This window comes from Bacteroides ovatus (assembly GCF_001314995.1).
Classification (GTDB): domain Bacteria; phylum Bacteroidota; class Bacteroidia; order Bacteroidales; family Bacteroidaceae; genus Bacteroides; species Bacteroides ovatus.
The window spans coordinates 6,191,013-6,208,533 of record NZ_CP012938.1; the positions used below are offsets into that span (position 1 = coordinate 6,191,013).

A 17,521-nucleotide genomic window follows, 5' to 3' on the forward strand; every position below is an offset into this window, starting at 1 on the left:
CAACGATAAAAACTTAAAATAATAATATCATGAAGAGTGATCCGAAAGAATGTCTGTATTGCCAGAACAATGAAACGCTGCATAATCTGATGATTGAGATTGCGCAATTGAGTGTGTCACGTGTGTTTTTGTTTAAGGAACAAACCTACCGCGGACGTTGTCTTGTTTCTTATAAAGACCATGTGAACGATTTGAATGAATTGAGTGATGAAGACCGTAATGCTTTTATGGCAGATGTAGCGCGTGTCACTCGTGCCATGCAAAAAGCTTTCCAGCCGGAAAAGATTAATTATGGTGCTTACTCGGATAAATTGTCTCATTTGCATTTTCATTTAGCACCTAAATATGTGGATGGACCTGATTATGGAGGTATATTCCAAATGAACCCGGGAAAGGTTTATCTGACTGACGCAGAATATCAGGAACTGATTGATGCTGTTAAAGCGAATCTGTAAAAAGAAAGGGCGAACTGCAACTCTATAAGTGGTAAGCTATACAAATCGTAAACAATGAACGGTGAGCAAGCCTGTGGATATAACGCAGTCTGTTCACCGTTCATTGTTTACGATTCATCGTTTTTCTATTTATCCTATTCTTCAAAATCGAAATCAAAGTCAAAATCATCCATAAACTCTGGAGTTGTAAATTCTTCCAGTTCCCGGCGATCTTTCTTGGTCGGGCGTCCGGTTCCACGTGCCCGGTCTACGAATCCGCTGATTTTGCTCATTTCAAGTAATTCATATTGATCGGGAGTCGTTACATTTTCCATCATTTCCGATACCAGTTTGGCTCCTACACGTTTCTCAATCGGTTGTAATACTTTGAATGAGTATGTGATAGGTGGTTTCTTCACTTGAATAACATCACCCGGTTTTATCATACGGGCAGCTTTGACCAGCGAACCGTTGATGGTAATACGTCCTTTTTTGCAGGCTTCTGCTGCAATCGTACGTGTCTTGAAGATGCGGACAGCCCACATCCATTTATCTATTCTTGCTTCAGCCATTTTAGTTAGTTATTTAGTGATAAATAATTAGTCGGTTAGTGGACGTTATCATTGATCGCTAACCGTTCATTGCTATCTTTATTTTTTATAGAACAGGTTCATCATTTCTTGTTGAACTGGTTCATTGTGATGTCGATACCGGCAAGACAGAAACTTTTGATAATTTCCCCTGCCATCTCCAGTCTTTCATCCATTGTCTTCCAGTCTTCATCAGTGAAGTGACCGAGTACGTAATCGATTTGTCCGCCACGTGGAAAATCACTCCCGATTCCAAAACGCAGACGGGCATAGTTTTGAGTGCCCAGAATGGCGGCAATATGCTTCAATCCGTTATGGCCTGCATCACTTCCTTTTCCTTTTAGGCGTAACGTTCCGAAAGGAAGAGCCAGATCATCTACTACGATCAGCACATTTTCCAATGGAATATTTTCTTTCTGCATCCAATAGCGAACGGCCAATCCACTCAGGTTCATAAAAGTCGATGGCTTGAGCAGGATCAACTGACGTCCTTTGATGGAAAAGCTGGTGGTGAATCCATAGCGTCCATCCATAAAAGGAGGAGCATTGTTAATTCTGGCCAATGCTTCTACTGTCATGAATCCGATATTATGTCGGGTTTCATGATACTCGGGACCAATGTTTCCCAGTCCGACAACTAAATATTTTATCATCGTTTTTCCGTAAAACAGTTCATTAATATAGAAAGAGAAACGCAGATTAATACAAATTAATGCAGACTGAACATCTGCTTTAATCTGCATTAATCTGCGTTTGAAGTATATCTCTTTACAGGGATAATCTCAATTACTTGCCAGCGGCTGCTGCTGCACCTCTTGCTGCACGAGTCAACTTAACAGCACATACAACGGCTTCTTTAGCACTAATCAGTTCAAGGCCTTCGAAGCTCAATTCGCCAACTTTAACAGTCTTGCCCAATCCTAGGTGAGAAACGTTAACGATCAGTTTCTCAGGAATTACATTGTACAAAGCTTTCACTTTGATCTTACGCATCTGCAGTGCAAGTTTACCACCGGCTTTCACACCTTCTGCAAGACCTTCCAACTGTACAGGTACTTCCATTACGATAGGTTTAGCTTCGTCAATCTGATAGAAGTCAACGTGCAGGATAGTATCTTTTACCGGATGGAACTGAATATCTTTCAGGATAGCGTTTACTTTTTTGCCATCGATAACCAAGTCTACAACGTAGATGTGCGGAGTATAAACTAAGTTACGAAGTCCTTCGTTAGTCACTGTGAAGTGAACTACTTCATTACCTCCGTAAAGTACACAAGGTACACCACCGTTTTTACGAATTTCTTTCAAAGCTCTAGCTTGTTCAGAAGAGCGTTCTGCAATTGTTCTTGCAGTTCCTTTTACTTCAATTGATTTCATTTCTTTAAAAATTTGTGTTACTCTAAATTAAGTTAGCTTGCTTAATTCACCATCACACGATGTGGATTATCACACGATGTTGCAAAAAAGCGGTGCAAAAGTACGTCTTTTTTTTGAAATATCAAAGAGTTACTTTCTTAAAAGTCAATATCGATCTTAATTTCGCTCTCTAACTTGTTTTCCCGGGCTTCTTCGATTGCTTTCTGTTCACTTTCTTCATCCGCTTCGGTGTTCAGGCGGGCGATGTATTCGTTCGCATCACTGCACTCAATGAAGTTGACTGCTTCTTCGAGTCCTGCCATAAACTTCTGAAAGTCCTCCCTATATAGGAAGATTTTGTGTTTTTCGAAACTAACCTGAGAATCGTCACCTTCTCCCGTTATCACTTTCTTACTCTCTGTAATAGCCAGGAACATTTCATCTTTACGATTCTTCTTTACGTCAAGGTAATAGATGCGTTTACCTGCTTTAATGGACTTGGAGAATACAATCTCCTTATCATTCATGTCTGCGCTCATTTTCTTTTTTAAATCTTCCATATCTTTCGGTCCGTTTATAATCGGCCTCAAAATTGGATATTTTTTTTAAACTGTCAAAAGAAAAAGCGCAGAGAATCAAATACTGCATTAAAAAATGTGATTTATTAGTGGAAACTCATTAAAAATATCTACTTTTGCAGTTCGATAACAACAGTATTAATTTGAATTATGATCAACAGAGTTCTTATTCGTCTTAAGATTATACAGATAGTATATGCCTATTATCAAAATGGCAGCAAAAATCTAGACTCAGCGGAGAAAGAGTTATTCTTTAGTCTTTCAAAGGCGTATGACCTTTATAATTATTTGCTAATGCTGATGATAGCATTGACAGAGTATGCACAAAAACGTATTGATGCGGCAAAAGCTAAATTGGCACCTACGAAAGAGGAGTTGTATCCCAACAGGAAGTTCGTAGATAACAAGTTTATTGCTCAATTGGAAGTCAATAAGCAATTGGTAGAGTTTATAGCCAATCAAAAAAGAACCTGGGCAAACGACCAGGACTTCATCAAGGAACTTTATGAGAAAATTGTAGAAACCGATATCTATAAAGATTATATGGCTTCTGACGACCACTCATACGAGGCCGATCGTGAATTATGGAGAAAACTCTATAAAACATACATCTTTAATAATGATTCTCTCGATCAGGTATTGGAAGATCAGAGTCTGTATTGGAATGATGACAAAGAAATTGTAGATACATTCGTCCTGAAAACGATCAAACGTTTTGATGAAAAGAAGGGTGCCAACCAGGAACTGCTTCCGGAATTTAAGGATGACGAAGATCAAGAGTTTGCACGTCGTCTGTTCCGTCGTACTATTTTGAATTCCGACTATTACCGTCATTTGGTTAGTGAGAATACAAAAAATTGGGATCTGGACCGTATTGCATTTATGGACGTTATCATTATGCAGACTGCATTAGCAGAAATTCTTAGTTTCCCGAACATTCCGGTCAGTGTTTCGTTAAATGAATATGTAGAGATAGCGAAGTTGTATAGCACAGCTAAAAGCGGTAGCTTTATCAACGGTACGCTGGATGGAATAGTTAATCAATTAAAAAAAGAAGGTAAGTTGACTAAAAACTGATACCTTTGTCCATATAGTAGAAACTAAAACAGATTATTTATGAACGTATTGACTGTATTATTGCAAGCTCCTGCCGGTGCTGCCGGAGGTGGAAGTATGATGTGGATCATGCTGATAGCTATGTTTGTTATCATGTATTTCTTTATGATCCGTCCTCAGAATAAGAAGCAAAAAGAAATAGCAAATTTCCGTAAATCTCTTCAGGTAAATCAGAATGTGATTACTGCAGGTGGTATCCACGGAACAATCAAGGAAATTACTGACGATTACATAGTACTTGAGATTGCTTCTAATGTAAAGATTAAAATAGACAAGAATTCTATTTTCGCTGATGCTTCAGCTGCTAGCAATCAATCTAAATAATAGTTGATAAATAAGTGCCTATGTTTGATCGTAGGAAAATAGAATATACATATTTAAAACTATCAAAGAAAATTAAGGATTTTCTGCTCAGTGATAAGAGCAGAGAGTTCTTAATTTTTTTATTTTTCTTCTTGATAGCCGGTGGATTTTGGCTGCTTCAGACTCTGAATAGTGACTATGAAGCCGAGTTCTCCATTCCGGTACGAATAAAAGATGTTCCCAATAATGTAGTGCTGACTTCGGAACCGCCTTCTGAACTTCGTGTCAGAGTGAAAGATAAAGGTACGGTGCTGCTCAATTATATGCTGGGGAAAAGTTTTTTCCCGGTAAATCTAGGTTTTCTTGATTATAAAGGAAAAGATAATCATGTGAAGATTTACGCATCTGATTTTGAGAAAAAGATATTGAGTCAATTGAATGTGTCTTCCAAAATACTTTCAATCAAGCCGGATACATTAGAGTATATCTATTCTGAAGGAAAGTCTAAGTTAGTACCTGTCCGCTTTCAGGGAAAAGTGACAGCCGGACTTCAATATTATGTATCAGATACGATTTGTAATCCGGACTCTGTATTAGTTTATGCTCCGGAAGGAATTCTGGATACTATTACCACCGCATATACTCAAAAGATAAACCTGGAGAATATTTCAGATACAACCCGGCGACGAATTCCGCTGAATTCTGAAAGAGGAGTGAAGTTTGTTCCGGCTTCGGTAGAAATGACCTTTCCGGTAGATATTTATACGGAGAAAACAGTAGAGGTGCCATTGCACGGAGTTAATTTCCCAGCCGATAAGGCATTACGTACCTTCCCTTCCAAAGTTCAGATAACTTTCCAGGTGGGGTTAAAGCGGTTCCGCAGCATAAAAGCAAGCGATTTTATCATCAATATTTCTTACGAAGAGTTGTTGAAGCTCGGTTCTGATAAATATACGGTTAAATTGAAGTCGTTTCCGAGCGGAATCAATCAAATCCGTATTGTTCCTGAGCAAGTAGACTTCTTGATAGAGCAAATTACTTCTAATGTCGATTAAGATTGGTATAACCGGTGGTATCGGTAGCGGGAAAAGTGTGGTTTCCAGATTATTTGGAATAATGGGAATTCCTGTTTATATTTCAGATATAGAAGCAAAGCGTATCACGCAGACAGATCCGGTGATTTGTCAGGAACTTTGTGCGCTGGTCGGTCAGGATGTGTTTCAAAATGGTGTGTTGAATCGTTCTTTGCTGGCATCCTATATGTTCGGTCATCCGAATCGTGTGCAGAAAGTGAATGAAATTATTCATCCACAGGTGAAAGAAGATTTTCGTCGGTGGGCTGCCCGGTTTGGTGGTGAACAATTGGTAGGTATGGAGTCTGCCATACTTGTGGAAGCCGGTTTTAGGAGTGAAGTTGATTTTCTGGTTATGGTGTATGCGCCGCTGGAAGTGAGAGTGGAGCGCGCCATAAAACGGGATTGTTCATCGAGAGAACAGGTGATGAAGCGTATTGAGGCACAAATGAGTGATGAAGTTAAGAGAAGTCATGCTGATTTCGTGATAGTCAATGATGATGAAACACCGTTAATTCCGCAGGTTTTGGAGCTTATTTCTTTGCTATCTAAAAATAATCATTACCTTTGCTCCGCAAAAAATAATTAATAAATAAAAGGATATATACTATGTTGAAGACTATCTTGTCTATCTCAGGTAAACCGGGATTATACAAACTTATTTCGCAAGGAAAAAATATGTTGATTGTTGAATCAGTCAATGCTGAGAAGAAACGTTTCCCCGCTTATGGTAATGAAAAAATTATTTCTTTGGCCGATATAGCAATGTATACGGACGATGCAGAAGTGCCTTTGTATGATGTGCTGGAAGCTATAAAAGAGAAAGAGAAATCAGCGCAGGCTTCTATCGACCCGAAAAAGGCTACTCCTGAACAATTGCGTGAATACTTGGCTGAAGTATTACCAAACTTTGATCGTGAACGCGTATATGTAGCAGATATTAAGAAATTGGTAGCTTGGTATAACATCTTGATTTCTAATGGAATCACAGAATTTAAACCGGAAGGTGAAGTTAAGGAAGAAGCAGCTGCAGAATAATCTGTACCGTTTATTTAATCAAAAATAGAGAACATGATAAGCATTTTAAATGCTTATCATGTTTTTTCGTATAAACACTTGTATGTTCAGAAAAAAATTAGTATTATTTGGGTAATCTTTTACTAAAATAAATATCTTCTACTTATATTGTAAATAATGATGCTTTTTTATGTATCTTTGTCGCTGTTCACTATTCTTGGGAATAGCAGTAGTGAACGGCGAATAACAATAGAGAACAAAAGCGTTATAAAGATATTATTCAAGACTTGAGATCTGGACAATATTGAACTACTTAGGAATAATGTTTAAACGCTCGTGTTCTGCCATGTATGTAAATATGTGGTTGAACATTAGTTGTTTTGCATGATTTAGCTAGTAGATGTCTAAAGCGTCAAGGGGGGATAATTGTAGTAAGTTCCCACGCTTTTTATTTTTAATAGCCTTCTAGGGGAGCAGATGGTTTTTGATGTAGGGTATGGAGACAATAACAAATAAAGAAGTAAACGTCCGTTTGGACAATGAAAAAGGGACATTATGCCTAACAGGTTTGTTGGCAGGTACAATGGTATTCCTTTACGATTCACAGGGAGAATTAAAAGGCAAACATAAATTTGCTTTGCCTTTATTGACTATGGAAATCCCTCAACAGGGTACCTATGTTTTGGTAATGAGCCATCCGAATTGCCAACCGGAAGTCCGGAGATTTACATATTCAGGGATATAAATAATACCGGTATGCTTCTTATCAAGCATACCGGTATTCTATTTAAATGGAAACTCTTAATTTCTGAATACCAATCCGTCTCCACCAGCGTCAACGGTAATTGCTTTGCTGCGGTCGACTTCTTGGGAAAGTAACTTTTTGGATAGATCGTTCAATAGATAACGTTGAATAGCCCTCTTTACCGGACGAGCTCCAAATTCTGGATCATATCCCACTTGAGATAAGAAGTCCAATGCTCCTTCCGTCAGTTTCAGTTCCACTCCGTTTTCGGCAAGCATTTTCTGAACTCCCTTGATTTGTAAGAGTACGATCTGCTTGATTTCCTTTTCATTCAATGGTAAGAACATGATCGTTTCATCAATACGGTTCAGGAATTCCGGGCGAATCGTCTTTTTCAACATATTCATGACTTCCTTCTTCGTTTCTTCAATCACTTCTTCTTTATTGGAACCGTGCAACTTCTCCATCTGACTTTGTATATAAGAACTACCCATATTCGAAGTCATGATGATGATTGTATTTTTGAAGTTGACCACCCTTCCTTTATTGTCAGTCAGTCGTCCGTCATCCAATACCTGTAACAGGATATTGAAAACATCCGGATGAGCTTTTTCTATCTCGTCAAACAGGACAACAGAGTAAGGTTTCCGACGTATAGCTTCTGTCAGCTGACCGCCTTCATCATATCCTACGTATCCCGGAGGCGCTCCGACTAAACGGGAAACACTGTGCTTTTCCTGATACTCGCTCATGTCGATACGAGTCATCATCGTTTCGTCATCGAACAGGAATTCTGCCAATGCCTTCGCCAGTTCGGTCTTACCTACACCGGTGGTTCCGAGGAAAATGAACGAGCCAATCGGACGTTTCGGATCCTGTAATCCGGCACGACTACGGCGCACGGCATCTGCCACGGCTTCAATCGCTTCATCCTGACCGATTACACGTTGATGAAGTTCCTCTTCCAAGTGCAATAGTTTATCCTTTTCACTTTGCAGCATCTTGCTGACAGGAATACCTGTCCAACGGGAAACAACATCGGCAATGTCCTCAGCATCTACCTCTTCCTTAATCATGGCTTTATCGCCTTGCATATCACGTAGCTGCTTTTGAGTATCTTCTATCTCTTTGTCCAAAGCCTGAAGTTTACCGTAACGGATTTCGGCTACTTTACCATAGTCACCTTCACGTTCAGCTTTTTCTGCTTCAAATTTAAGATTCTCTATCTCAACCTTATTCTGCTGGATTTTATCCATCAGTGTTTTTTCACTCTGCCATTTGGCTTTAAAGGACTTTTCCTGTTCTTTAAGTTCGGCAAGCTCCTTACCGATGATTTCCAGTTTCGGTTTATCGTTTTCACGTTTAATAGCTTCCCGTTCGATTTCCAGCTGCTTGATTTTGCGGGAGATTTCATCCAGTTCTTCAGGAACAGAATCTACCTCCATACGCAGTTTGGCTGCAGCTTCATCCATCAGGTCAATGGCTTTATCCGGCAGGAAACGATCGGTAATATAACGGCTACTCAATTCGACGGCTGCAATGATGGCATCATCTTTGATACGCACATGGTGATGGTTCTCGTAACGCTCTTTCAGTCCACGAAGGATAGAAATAGTACTCAAGTTGTCCGGTTCATCCACTTGTACGATTTGGAAACGACGCTCCAAAGCTTTGTCCTTTTCGAAGTACTTTTGATATTCGTCGAGGGTTGTTGCTCCGATAGAACGTAGTTCTCCACGAGCTAAGGCAGGTTTTAGAATGTTTGCAGCATCCATGGCGCCTTCACCCTTTCCGGCTCCTACCAGTGTATGAATCTCATCAATGAACAGAATTATATCACCTTCTGATTTCTTCACTTCATTGACAACTGATTTCAGTCGTTCTTCAAACTCACCTTTATACTTTGCACCGGCAACCAGTGCTCCCATATCCAATGAATAGACCTGTTTGTTTTTCAGGTTTTCAGGTACATCTCCTCGAAGGATACGATGTGCCAAGCCTTCTACGATTGCTGTCTTACCAGTTCCCGGTTCACCGATTAGAATCGGATTATTCTTTGTACGGCGGCTCAATATCTGGAGTACCCGGCGGATTTCTTCATCACGTCCAATTACAGGATCCAGTTTTCCGCTACGGGCAGCTTCGTTCAGGTTGATAGCGTACTTTTCCAATGATTGATAAGTATCTTCACTAGATTGTGACGTTACTTTTTCTCCTTTCCTCAACTCGCTGATGGCATTGCGTAATTCTTTTTCCGTCATACCGGCATCTTTCAAGATAGTGGAGACGGTACTTTTCACAGTCAGCAATGCTAGTATGATATGCTCTAATGAAACAAACTCATCGCCCATTTCTTTAGAATACTGTGTTGCTTTCTGCAATACTTCGTTAGATTCACGACTCAGATACGGTTCTCCGCCGGATACTTTTGGCAGGGAGTCGATCTGTTTGTCGACAACAAGAGCTACCTGCTGTCCGTTCATGCCAAGTTTCTGGAAGATGAAGTTAGTGACATTTTCACCCACCTTCATTACTCCCTGCATGATGTGGACAGGTTCAATGGCTTGTTGTCCCCGGCTTTGTACCAGGTTCACGGCCTCCTGTACCGCTTCTTGAGATTTGATGGTAAAATTGTTAAAGTTCATATCTTTGTTCTCCTTTCTTATTTCACGTTTTTAATAACACCTAAGAGGGCGCAAAAGATTTGCCAAGTATAAAAATATGACAAAATAGCATGAGTATTAAGGAGTTAAAGGACAAAATGACCTTTTTATCTGGGAGTAACTGACGAATTTGCTATAAAATATCATTTGTTACCTGATACGCTTGTTTGTGTAATCTTAGCCTGTGATGAAAGAAAATAAATATTGAAAAGTGGATAAATAAAAGTATTGTAGTATCTTTATCCGCTGTAATAATATAGATGGTATATGAGTGATAAGCCCCAAATAAAACTTGCTGAAACAGTGGTGTTGATTGACGCTGCTTTTTTGAATTTTGTAATAACGGATATAAAAGGATATTTTGAAGAAACTTTGCATCGTTCTTTACAAGAGATAGACCTTTCGATGTTGACCACCTATATAACCTTGGATGCAGGGATTACAGAAGGGAAGAACGAGGTGCAATTTCTTTTTGTGTATGATAAAGAATCCAGTCGATTGCAATATTGCCAACCTTCCGGTTTGCAGGAAGAATTGAATGGAGTTGCGTTTCAGAGCCCTTATGGTGAATATTCTTTTGCCAGCGTTCCATCGGAAGGAATGGTGTCAAGAGAAGATTTGTTTTTGGATTTACTCTCTATCGTTTCCGATTCGGCAGACGTGAAAAGGATGATCGTTATTTCTTTCAATGAGGAGTATGGAAAGAAAGTGACTGATGCTTTGCATGAAGTGAAAGGCAAAGAGGTCATTCAATTCCGTATGAATGAGCCCGAACTTCCGGTGGATTATAAATGGGATATGCTGGCTTTCCCTGTCATGCAGGCGTTGGGGATAAAAGCGGAAGAATTGCAATAACTATTGTGCTTTTATTCTTTCTGTAATTCATTATTCGTCATTGATTTCTTAACTGTTAATCATAATTGCCGTGTCCGATTTTCGTTTAAAAGTATTTCAGAGCGTAGCGAAGAATCTAAGCTTTACGAAGGCTTCGCAAGAATTGTTTGTCAGTCAACCTGCTATCACCAAACATATTCAGGAGTTGGAGACTTACTATCAAGCTCGTTTGTTCGACCGTCAAGGGAACAAAATCTCACTGACTAAGGCCGGAGAATTGCTGTTGAAACATAGCGAGAAAATCTTGGACGATTATAAACAATTAGAATATGAGATGCATCTGTTGCATAATGAATATATCGGCGAACTGAAATTGGGGGCCAGTACTACGATTGCGCAATATGTACTTCCTCCTCTGTTAGCGAACTTTATAGCCAAGTTTCCGCAAATCAATCTTTCTTTGATTAATGGAAATTCCCGGGGAGTGGAAGCTGCCTTGCAAGAGCATCGGATTGATTTGGGACTGGTCGAAGGGATCTTCCGCTTACCTAATCTGAAATATACTCCATTTTTGCAAGACGAACTGGTTGCCGTGGTGCATACACAGAGTAAATTAGCTGTCACGGATGAGATTACTCCGGAAGATTTGCTGAATATTCCTTTGGTTTTGCGGGAGAGGGGCTCCGGTACATTAGATGTGTTTGAACGTGCCTTATTGCAACATAATCTCAAACTTTCTTCTTTAAATGTATTGATGTATCTCGGTAGTACAGAGAGTATCAAGCTTTTTTTGGAACATACGGACTGTATGGGAATTGTTTCTATCCGTTCGGTGCATAAAGAGCTTGTAGCTGGCAATCTCCGTGTAGTCGAAATAAAAGGAATGCCGATGCTGCGCGAATTTAACTTTGTACAGCTGCAAGGGCAGGAGGGAGGATTGTCACAGGTGTTTATGCGTTTCGCCGGACATCATAGTAAAAGCCTGTAAGTTTGTCTTTTTCTCTCGTGCAATCGCTTCTCCAGAATAAGAAAAATGATTTTCATTTCTCATATTCTCATAATTATTTTATAATAATCTTATAACCAGGTAATTACTGAATGAGAAACGTTTTGAGAAAGCCTATTTCTCATAGTTTCTTTAGTGAAATAGGCCTCAAAACAGTTATTTCTCATCTATTTTCGGGGTATTTCTCATACTGTTATCCTCTTCGTTCGACTATTTTTTCTTTATATATACCCTGTGTGCTCCTCTTCCTGTGATTTCTATTCCAGAATCCGGTTGATGTCCCCACTGTCTTAGTTCGTTGGTTGCTGCTGTTTGCAACAATCCTGTTAGTTTGCGATATTCCCAAACGGTCAGGAAGGGATGTTCATCCAGATACTTTAGAGCTAATGCCAGTCGTTGTTCCGATGTGAATTTATTAGAGGATCGTTGCTTTTTCCAGGGTGCTCTTTCCAGTTGGCATCTTTCGCTGATATTTCTCACCATTTCTCGGTCTACCCGGAAATTTACACCTCCTATAAAGATACTTTGTGCGTTGCGATGACTCCCACCTTCTTCCGGATCTTCCCGCTCCTTGTCTCTGCCTAAAGTAAGAGAGGGAGTAAACGTTCCTATTCCGTCTATCTTTACCGAGCGCCCTTCTGCCATCAAATGCGCCATTTCAATGGCGGTCTGAAGTAGTACGCCTTCTATGTCTCCTGCACTGAATCCACTGACGTCGCCAACTCGTTGCGCTAACTCTTTTATGCTTGTATTATCTATCCGCGCAAATTTAGGATAAGTAATTCTTTTGCCTGTTTTCTGAAGATCGGGCATCTCCTCTATGATATATCTTGCCATATCATCTATTGTTTAAAGTATTAATAGATAAGTTCTTTTGTATTAGAGGCAAACTTCCTTTCTTCTAATAGTAAAGTTCCTTTTGATTAATTATAAACTATAAATGCAACTTTTGTTTTTATAATTGAAGCTTGCGTTTATAAAAACAAAGCTTTCATTTTTATAATCAAAGCTTGCATTTATAGTTTACTCTTATACAAAGATAAGTTTTCTATTTGACAAAAAGAAGTTTATCCTTAATAAAGAAGAAGTTTTCTATTAATAGTTTGGGAGGGAATGAAGATGATTAAAGAGAAAGGATATAACGGGATTTTATGCTTAATATATTATTTTCTAAAAAGTGGATGCAATGCTTCTGTTAGTTTTTAGAAAAGTGTATATTTGTAATATTATGAGTCATACTAATATCATGCAAGCTGAAGAAAATGATTTGGTAAACATTTTATCTTTGCAAAAGAAATCTTTTATGGTGGTGGCCGAACGAATGAATAAATTCGATCTTCCCCCTTTGTTGCAAAATCAGGATGAGATTTGTGATGAGTATCAGACAGGCATTATTCTAAAATACGTATCAGATGATGGACAGATTGTAGGTTCTGTCAGGGGATGTATGGATGAAAATAGAGTATGTCATATTGGTAAATTGATAGTGCATCCCGATTTTCAGAATAAAGGTATAGGTAGAGAACTTATGACTGAAATAGAACGGTTATTTCCTCACTGTCATAAGTTTTCTCTTTTTACAGGCGAAGAGACACCCAATACTTTGCATCTATATAGCAAAGTCGGTTATAATATTGTATGTAGAAAAGAAATGGAGGGTATCAGCATGATTATTATGGAAAAAGAAAAACTTACTTATAGAGATTTTACGTTTGACGATTTAGAAACTGTTTGTAAATTACCTCGAAACAAGCAGGAACTGTTTTTTATGTTTCCTAAAGCTGATTTTCCTTTAACAATCAATCAATTAAAGAATACAATAAAAGATAGATTTGATTCGACTGTTGTTTTATTTAATAATGAAGTAGTAGGGTTTGCAAATTTCTATGAGGTAAGAGAATCTCAATATTGTGCTATTGGAAATGTAATAGTAAGTCCTTGTTTTCGTAATCGTGGCGTTGGCACATTTCTGATAAATGCTATGGAAGATATTGGGAAAAAGAAATATAATGTATCGGAGCTTCATTTGTCTTGTTTTGATGCTAATACGAGTGGGCTTCTGTTATATACTAAATTAGGATATAAACCCTATGAAATAGAGAAGTACATTAATAAGGAAAACGAAGTCTCGGCTTTAATAGAATTGAAAAAAGTGCTGTGATTCGAAATAAATCACTTATTTGATTCTGTTATCTCCTGAAAGTATGATAACTTAAAAAAATGCGAGAAGTATCTATGACCAACTATAACTTACAACGATTTTTAGATGCCCAGCGAGGTGATTATGAACAAGCCCTTGCAGAAGTTAGAAACGGGCGGAAATATTCCCATTGGATTTGGTATATATTTCCTCAACTGAAAGGATTGGGCATGAGTTATAATTCACAGTATTATGGTCTTAGCGGCAAAGAAGAGGCTGAAGCATATCTTGCCCATCCAATTTTGGGAGAAAGACTTCGTGAAATAACGTCTGTTTTTCTTCAATTGAAAAATAAAACGGCGCAGGAAGTTTTCGGTTCGTTAGATGCGATGAAAGTATTGTCATGCATGACGCTTTTTAATGAAGTTGCTTCGGATGATTTGTTTCAGCAAGTGATCGACCATTATTTTCAGGGTAAAGTGGATGAGACAACAAAAAGAAAATTGGAATAATAACTAATACTATTTTATATGGGCTGTTTAATGAATCTATTGTGGCTGCTGCTTGGTGGTATCTTTACTGCTGTCGAATATCTCATTTCGAGTTTATTGATGATGCTGACCATTATCGGCATTCCTTTTGGAATGCAAACATTGAAGTTGGCCGGACTTGCTTTATGGCCTTTCGGTAAAGAAGTCAGAAGTGGGAACCGTTCCGGTGGCTGCCTCTATATATTGATGAATATCCTGTGGATATTTCTGGGTGGCATTTGGATCTGTCTGTCACATTTGGTTTTCGGGGCTATATTGTGCATTACCATTATCGGAATCCCTTTTGGATTACAACATTTCAAGTTGGCATCTTTGGCATTATCGCCTTTTGGGAAAGACATTGTAACAGTGTAAGAGTAGTTGGGAGAGAGTATGCTTATAATTAAAAGTTATAATGCATAATTAGAAACTATTGGTGGGTCTTGATTGTTTACCGTACCTTTGCACCCGGAAAACGATTAAAGACAAAAAGATATGATTTCAACAGCTACAAAAACTTTGCAGGCAAATAATAAGATGATTTATGTTGCGCTGCTTTCCACTCTGACTTTCTTCCTGTTTTTAGACTATATTCCGGGATTGGAAGCATGGTCGGCTTGGGTAACTCCTCCCGTTGCTTTGTTCCTCGGACTTATTTTTGCATTAACTTGCGGACAAGCACATCCAAAGTTTAATAAGAAAACATCGAAATATCTGTTGCAATATTCAGTAGTAGGACTGGGATTCGGTATGAACCTTCATTCTGCTTTAGCTTCCGGTAAGGAAGGTATGGAATTTACGGTCATTTCAGTAATCGGAACATTGGTAATTGGCTGGTTCATCGGACGTAAATTGTTTAAAATAGATCGGAATACAGCTTATCTTATCAGTTCGGGAACCGCTATCTGTGGTGGTAGTGCTATCGCAGCAGTGGGACCGGTGTTGAAAGCGAAGGACAGTGAAATGTCTGTGGCATTAGGTACAATCTTTATCTTGAATGCTATTGCACTTTTCATTTTCCCTGCCATTGGTCATGCATTGAATATGGATCAACAACAGTTTGGAACATGGGCAGCTATTGCCATTCATGATACCAGTTCTGTAGTAGGCGCGGGAGCTGCCTATGGTGAAGAAGCATTAAAAGTGGCTACTACTATCAAATTGACCCGTGCTCTTTGGATTATCCCGATGGCTTTTGCTACTTCCTTTATTTTCAAGAGCAAAGGACAAAAGATCAGTATTCCATGGTTTATCCTCTTCTTCGTATTGGCATTGGTGGTAAATACTTATTTACTGGATGGAGTGCCACAATTAGGAGCAGCTATCAACGGTATTGCCCGTAAGACTTTGACGATAACTATGTTCTTCATCGGTGCTTCTCTTTCTATTGATGTTTTGAAAGCCGTTGGAATTAAACCTCTGATTCAAGGAATATTGCTTTGGATAATTATCAGCTTGAGTACATTGGCATACATTTATTTTGTATAAGGGATAAAAGAGAGAATGATATAAAAAAGAAAAAGGTGGGAGAATGATCGTAAACGACTTTCTCCCACCTTTGTTTACTTAGCTTTCAGCCTACGGATAAACAGATCTAAAGCTATTTATTTCTTCTTCAATTCTTCAAAAATCAGTCCTTCCAGTTCTTCTGCCAATTCAGGATTATCCATAATGCATTGTTTAGCGGCATCACGCCCTTGTCCTAACTTAGTATCGTTGTAGCTATACCATGAACCGCTCTTTTTGATGATTCCCAAGTCAGCACCCAAGTCGATGATTTCTCCGGAGTGGGAGATACCTTCACCAAACATGATGTCAAATTCAGCTCTGCGGAAAGGAGGCGCTACTTTGTTCTTCACTACTTTCACTTTGGTCAGTTTACCAAGAATCTCTTCACCATCTTTGATAGGTTGGCTACCACGGATATCCAAACGTACGGAAGCATAGAATTTCAATGCGTTACCACCAGTCGTTGTTTCCGGGTTACCGAACATAACGCCGATCTTCTCACGCAACTGGTTGATGAAAATACAAGTCGTACGTGTCTTGCTCACAGCAGCTGTCAACTTACGGAGTGCCTGAGACATCAAACGTGCCTGAAGACCTACCTTATTGTCACCCATGTCACCTTCGATTTCCGCTTTAGGGGTCAGTGCGGCTACAGAGTCGATAACGATGATGTCGATAGCAGAAGAACGGATCAGTTGTTCTGCAATTTCCAAAGCCTGTTCTCCGTTGTCCGGTTGAGAGATATAAAGATCATCAATGTTCACTCCCAGTTTAGATGCGTAGAAACGGTCGAAAGCGTGTTCGGCATCAATAAAAGCAGCGATACCGCCGGCCTTTTGTGCTTCAGCAATGGCGTGGATAGCCAATGTTGTTTTACCGGAAGACTCCGGGCCATAGATTTCGATGATTCTACCTCTAGGGTAACCTCCAACACCAAGTGCCACGTTCAAGGCAATAGAGCCTGTCGGGATCACTTCTACTTGTTCAACACTATCATCACCCATTTTCATGATAGAACCTTTACCGAAGCTCTTTTCTATCTTTTCCATGGCAGCCTGTAAGGCTTTTAGTTTTTCGCTTGATGCCATTTTATTATCTGTTTCAAAATTAAGTTCATCTTTCTTTGCCATACCTTATTCTTATATAATTAATGGAGTTATTGATTTAAAATCTGTGAGGCATGTTCCTTGGTCTTCACTTCTTTGGGAGTGATAATCCGTTCTACGATTCCTTCTTCATTAATCAGGAAAGTAGTGCGGAAAGTACCCATGTAAGCACGTCCGTACAGTTTCTTTTCTCCCCATACTCCAAACTCTTCCACTAACCTTTTGTCAGTGTCGGCAATCAGGGTAAAAGGAAGATTGTTCTTTTCGATAAATTTCTGGTGCGACTTTTCATTGTCTACGCTGACACCGATTACTTCATAGCCGGCTTTACGTAGTTCGGAATAGTTGTCGCGCAGATTACACGCTTGTGCCGTGCACCCTGATGTACTGTCCTTCGGGTAGAAGTACAACACAATCTTTTTTCCTTTATAAGCACTTAAACGGATTTCTTCGCCTTTTTCATTGATGCCTAAGATTTCCGGTGCTTTATCTCCTACGTTTATCATAACTATCTTTTTAAT

The 17,521-nt window shown here is 39.2% G+C and carries 21 protein-coding genes; 13 read left to right on the forward strand and 8 right to left on the reverse strand.

Annotation, left to right across the window (positions count from 1 at the left end):
- Positions 1 to 29: 29 nt before the first annotated feature.
- Positions 30 to 455 carry an HIT family protein gene (locus Bovatus_RS23405; RefSeq protein ID WP_004302057.1) on the forward strand — a complete coding sequence of 142 codons (426 nt, stop codon included), beginning with the start codon at positions 30 to 32 and terminating at the stop codon, positions 453 to 455.
- 134 nt (positions 456 to 589) lie between these two features.
- Here Bovatus_RS23405 and Bovatus_RS23410 read toward each other — a convergent pair whose 3' ends face one another.
- From Bovatus_RS23410 to Bovatus_RS23425, 4 genes are all read right to left on the reverse strand, one after another.
- A complete protein-coding gene (locus tag Bovatus_RS23410) occupies positions 590 to 1,006 on the reverse strand; it encodes an RNA-binding S4 domain-containing protein (RefSeq protein ID WP_004302058.1) in 417 nt (138 codons plus the stop codon).
- A gap of 101 nt (positions 1,007 to 1,107) precedes the next feature.
- Positions 1,108 to 1,674 carry an aminoacyl-tRNA hydrolase gene (gene pth, locus Bovatus_RS23415; protein ID WP_032849357.1) on the reverse strand — a complete coding sequence of 189 codons (567 nt, stop codon included), beginning with the start codon at positions 1,672 to 1,674 and terminating at the stop codon, positions 1,108 to 1,110.
- Positions 1,675 to 1,810: 136 nt separating this feature from the next.
- A complete protein-coding gene (locus tag Bovatus_RS23420; RefSeq protein ID WP_004302060.1) occupies positions 1,811 to 2,401 on the reverse strand; it encodes a 50S ribosomal protein L25/general stress protein Ctc in 591 nt (196 codons plus the stop codon).
- A gap of 137 nt (positions 2,402 to 2,538) precedes the next feature.
- Positions 2,539 to 2,940 carry a PUR family DNA/RNA-binding protein gene (locus Bovatus_RS23425; protein ID WP_004302061.1) on the reverse strand — a complete coding sequence of 134 codons (402 nt, stop codon included), beginning with the start codon at positions 2,938 to 2,940 and terminating at the stop codon, positions 2,539 to 2,541.
- 168 nt (positions 2,941 to 3,108) lie between these two features.
- Here Bovatus_RS23425 and nusB point away from each other — a divergent pair, with 168 nt between their 5' ends.
- From nusB to Bovatus_RS23455, 6 genes are all read left to right on the forward strand, one after another.
- Complete coding sequence (nusB, locus tag Bovatus_RS23430; protein ID WP_004302062.1) at positions 3,109 to 4,035, forward strand: transcription antitermination factor NusB; 927 nt, start codon at positions 3,109 to 3,111, stop codon at positions 4,033 to 4,035.
- Positions 4,036 to 4,074: 39 nt separating this feature from the next.
- A complete protein-coding gene (gene yajC / locus Bovatus_RS23435; RefSeq protein ID WP_004302063.1) occupies positions 4,075 to 4,398 on the forward strand; it encodes a preprotein translocase subunit YajC in 324 nt (107 codons plus the stop codon).
- Between the two features lie 20 nt (positions 4,399 to 4,418).
- On the forward strand, positions 4,419 to 5,432 hold the full coding sequence (locus Bovatus_RS23440) for a CdaR family protein (RefSeq protein WP_004302064.1): 1,014 nt from the start codon (positions 4,419 to 4,421) through the stop codon (positions 5,430 to 5,432).
- Positions 5,422 to 6,039 (forward strand): dephospho-CoA kinase, encoded by a 618-nt coding sequence (gene coaE / locus Bovatus_RS23445; RefSeq protein ID WP_004302065.1) that lies wholly within the window; start codon positions 5,422 to 5,424, stop codon positions 6,037 to 6,039. Before Bovatus_RS23440 ends, coaE begins: the two co-directional genes overlap by 11 nt.
- A gap of 20 nt (positions 6,040 to 6,059) precedes the next feature.
- Positions 6,060 to 6,488 (forward strand): DUF5606 family protein, encoded by a 429-nt coding sequence (locus Bovatus_RS23450; protein WP_004302066.1) that lies wholly within the window; start codon positions 6,060 to 6,062, stop codon positions 6,486 to 6,488.
- Between the two features lie 475 nt (positions 6,489 to 6,963).
- Positions 6,964 to 7,212 carry a hypothetical protein gene (locus Bovatus_RS23455; protein WP_004302068.1) on the forward strand — a complete coding sequence of 83 codons (249 nt, stop codon included), beginning with the start codon at positions 6,964 to 6,966 and terminating at the stop codon, positions 7,210 to 7,212.
- 56 nt (positions 7,213 to 7,268) lie between these two features.
- Here Bovatus_RS23455 and clpB read toward each other — a convergent pair whose 3' ends face one another.
- Positions 7,269 to 9,857: an ATP-dependent chaperone ClpB gene (gene clpB / locus Bovatus_RS23460; protein WP_004302069.1), complete on the reverse strand. Its 2,589-nt coding sequence runs from the start codon at positions 9,855 to 9,857 to the stop codon at positions 7,269 to 7,271.
- Positions 9,858 to 10,142: 285 nt separating this feature from the next.
- Between clpB and Bovatus_RS23465 the strand changes: the two genes are divergently transcribed.
- Together Bovatus_RS23465 and Bovatus_RS23470 are read left to right on the forward strand one after the other, a co-directional pair.
- Positions 10,143 to 10,730, forward strand: a complete 588-nt coding sequence (locus Bovatus_RS23465) for a DUF6621 family protein (RefSeq protein WP_004302071.1) — start codon at positions 10,143 to 10,145, stop codon at positions 10,728 to 10,730.
- A gap of 70 nt (positions 10,731 to 10,800) precedes the next feature.
- Positions 10,801 to 11,697: a LysR family transcriptional regulator gene (locus Bovatus_RS23470; protein WP_004302072.1), complete on the forward strand. Its 897-nt coding sequence runs from the start codon at positions 10,801 to 10,803 to the stop codon at positions 11,695 to 11,697.
- Positions 11,698 to 11,925: 228 nt separating this feature from the next.
- On the opposite strand, the gene Bovatus_RS23475 is transcribed toward Bovatus_RS23470, so the two are convergent.
- A complete protein-coding gene (locus tag Bovatus_RS23475) occupies positions 11,926 to 12,552 on the reverse strand; it encodes an HU family DNA-binding protein (RefSeq protein WP_004302073.1) in 627 nt (208 codons plus the stop codon).
- A 409-nt stretch (positions 12,553 to 12,961) separates the two neighbouring features.
- On the opposite strand from Bovatus_RS23475, the gene Bovatus_RS23480 reads away from it, so the two are divergent.
- From Bovatus_RS23480 to Bovatus_RS23495, 4 genes are all read left to right on the forward strand, one after another.
- Positions 12,962 to 13,876 carry a GNAT family N-acetyltransferase gene (locus tag Bovatus_RS23480; RefSeq protein WP_224440808.1) on the forward strand — a complete coding sequence of 305 codons (915 nt, stop codon included), beginning with the start codon at positions 12,962 to 12,964 and terminating at the stop codon, positions 13,874 to 13,876.
- A gap of 59 nt (positions 13,877 to 13,935) precedes the next feature.
- Positions 13,936 to 14,367: a DUF1810 domain-containing protein gene (locus tag Bovatus_RS23485; protein WP_004302075.1), complete on the forward strand. Its 432-nt coding sequence runs from the start codon at positions 13,936 to 13,938 to the stop codon at positions 14,365 to 14,367.
- A gap of 18 nt (positions 14,368 to 14,385) precedes the next feature.
- Positions 14,386 to 14,760, forward strand: a complete 375-nt coding sequence (locus tag Bovatus_RS23490; protein ID WP_004305673.1) for a YccF domain-containing protein — start codon at positions 14,386 to 14,388, stop codon at positions 14,758 to 14,760.
- Positions 14,761 to 14,880: 120 nt separating this feature from the next.
- Complete coding sequence (locus tag Bovatus_RS23495) at positions 14,881 to 15,873, forward strand: YeiH family protein (RefSeq protein ID WP_004302077.1); 993 nt, start codon at positions 14,881 to 14,883, stop codon at positions 15,871 to 15,873.
- A 116-nt stretch (positions 15,874 to 15,989) separates the two neighbouring features.
- Here Bovatus_RS23495 and recA read toward each other — a convergent pair whose 3' ends face one another.
- Positions 15,990 to 17,024: a recombinase RecA gene (gene recA / locus Bovatus_RS23500; RefSeq protein WP_004302078.1), complete on the reverse strand. Its 1,035-nt coding sequence runs from the start codon at positions 17,022 to 17,024 to the stop codon at positions 15,990 to 15,992.
- Between the two features lie 26 nt (positions 17,025 to 17,050).
- Positions 17,051 to 17,506 (reverse strand): thioredoxin-dependent thiol peroxidase, encoded by a 456-nt coding sequence (bcp, locus tag Bovatus_RS23505; RefSeq protein WP_004302079.1) that lies wholly within the window; start codon positions 17,504 to 17,506, stop codon positions 17,051 to 17,053.
- Positions 17,507 to 17,521: the final 15 nt, after the last annotated feature.

What these genes read in the sequence shown, in the direction of transcription:
- Bovatus_RS23405 (WP_004302057.1), top strand. Translation starts at nt 30, where the DNA reads ATGAAGAGTGATCCGAAAGAATGTCTGTATTGCCAGAACAATGAAACG.
- Bovatus_RS23410 (WP_004302058.1), bottom strand. Translation starts at nt 1,006, where the DNA reads ATGGCTGAAGCAAGAATAGATAAATGGATGTGGGCTGTCCGCATCTTC.
- Bovatus_RS23420 (WP_004302060.1), bottom strand. Translation starts at nt 2,401, where the DNA reads ATGAAATCAATTGAAGTAAAAGGAACTGCAAGAACAATTGCAGAACGC.
- Bovatus_RS23425 (WP_004302061.1), bottom strand. Translation starts at nt 2,940, where the DNA reads ATGGAAGATTTAAAAAAGAAAATGAGCGCAGACATGAATGATAAGGAG.
- nusB (WP_004302062.1), top strand. Translation starts at nt 3,109, where the DNA reads ATGATCAACAGAGTTCTTATTCGTCTTAAGATTATACAGATAGTATAT.
- yajC (WP_004302063.1), top strand. Translation starts at nt 4,075, where the DNA reads ATGAACGTATTGACTGTATTATTGCAAGCTCCTGCCGGTGCTGCCGGA.
- Bovatus_RS23440 (WP_004302064.1), top strand. Translation starts at nt 4,419, where the DNA reads ATGTTTGATCGTAGGAAAATAGAATATACATATTTAAAACTATCAAAG.
- coaE (WP_004302065.1), top strand. Translation starts at nt 5,422, where the DNA reads ATGTCGATTAAGATTGGTATAACCGGTGGTATCGGTAGCGGGAAAAGT.
- Bovatus_RS23450 (WP_004302066.1), top strand. Translation starts at nt 6,060, where the DNA reads ATGTTGAAGACTATCTTGTCTATCTCAGGTAAACCGGGATTATACAAA.
- Bovatus_RS23455 (WP_004302068.1), top strand. Translation starts at nt 6,964, where the DNA reads ATGGAGACAATAACAAATAAAGAAGTAAACGTCCGTTTGGACAATGAA.
- clpB (WP_004302069.1), bottom strand. Translation starts at nt 9,857, where the DNA reads ATGAACTTTAACAATTTTACCATCAAATCTCAAGAAGCGGTACAGGAG.
- Bovatus_RS23465 (WP_004302071.1), top strand. Translation starts at nt 10,143, where the DNA reads ATGAGTGATAAGCCCCAAATAAAACTTGCTGAAACAGTGGTGTTGATT.
- Bovatus_RS23475 (WP_004302073.1), bottom strand. Translation starts at nt 12,552, where the DNA reads ATGGCAAGATATATCATAGAGGAGATGCCCGATCTTCAGAAAACAGGC.
- Bovatus_RS23480 (WP_224440808.1), top strand. Translation starts at nt 12,962, where the DNA reads ATGCAAGCTGAAGAAAATGATTTGGTAAACATTTTATCTTTGCAAAAG.
- Bovatus_RS23485 (WP_004302075.1), top strand. Translation starts at nt 13,936, where the DNA reads ATGCGAGAAGTATCTATGACCAACTATAACTTACAACGATTTTTAGAT.
- Bovatus_RS23490 (WP_004305673.1), top strand. Translation starts at nt 14,386, where the DNA reads ATGGGCTGTTTAATGAATCTATTGTGGCTGCTGCTTGGTGGTATCTTT.
- Bovatus_RS23495 (WP_004302077.1), top strand. Translation starts at nt 14,881, where the DNA reads ATGATTTCAACAGCTACAAAAACTTTGCAGGCAAATAATAAGATGATT.
- recA (WP_004302078.1), bottom strand. Translation starts at nt 17,024, where the DNA reads ATGGCAAAGAAAGATGAACTTAATTTTGAAACAGATAATAAAATGGCA.
- bcp (WP_004302079.1), bottom strand. Translation starts at nt 17,506, where the DNA reads ATGATAAACGTAGGAGATAAAGCACCGGAAATCTTAGGCATCAATGAA.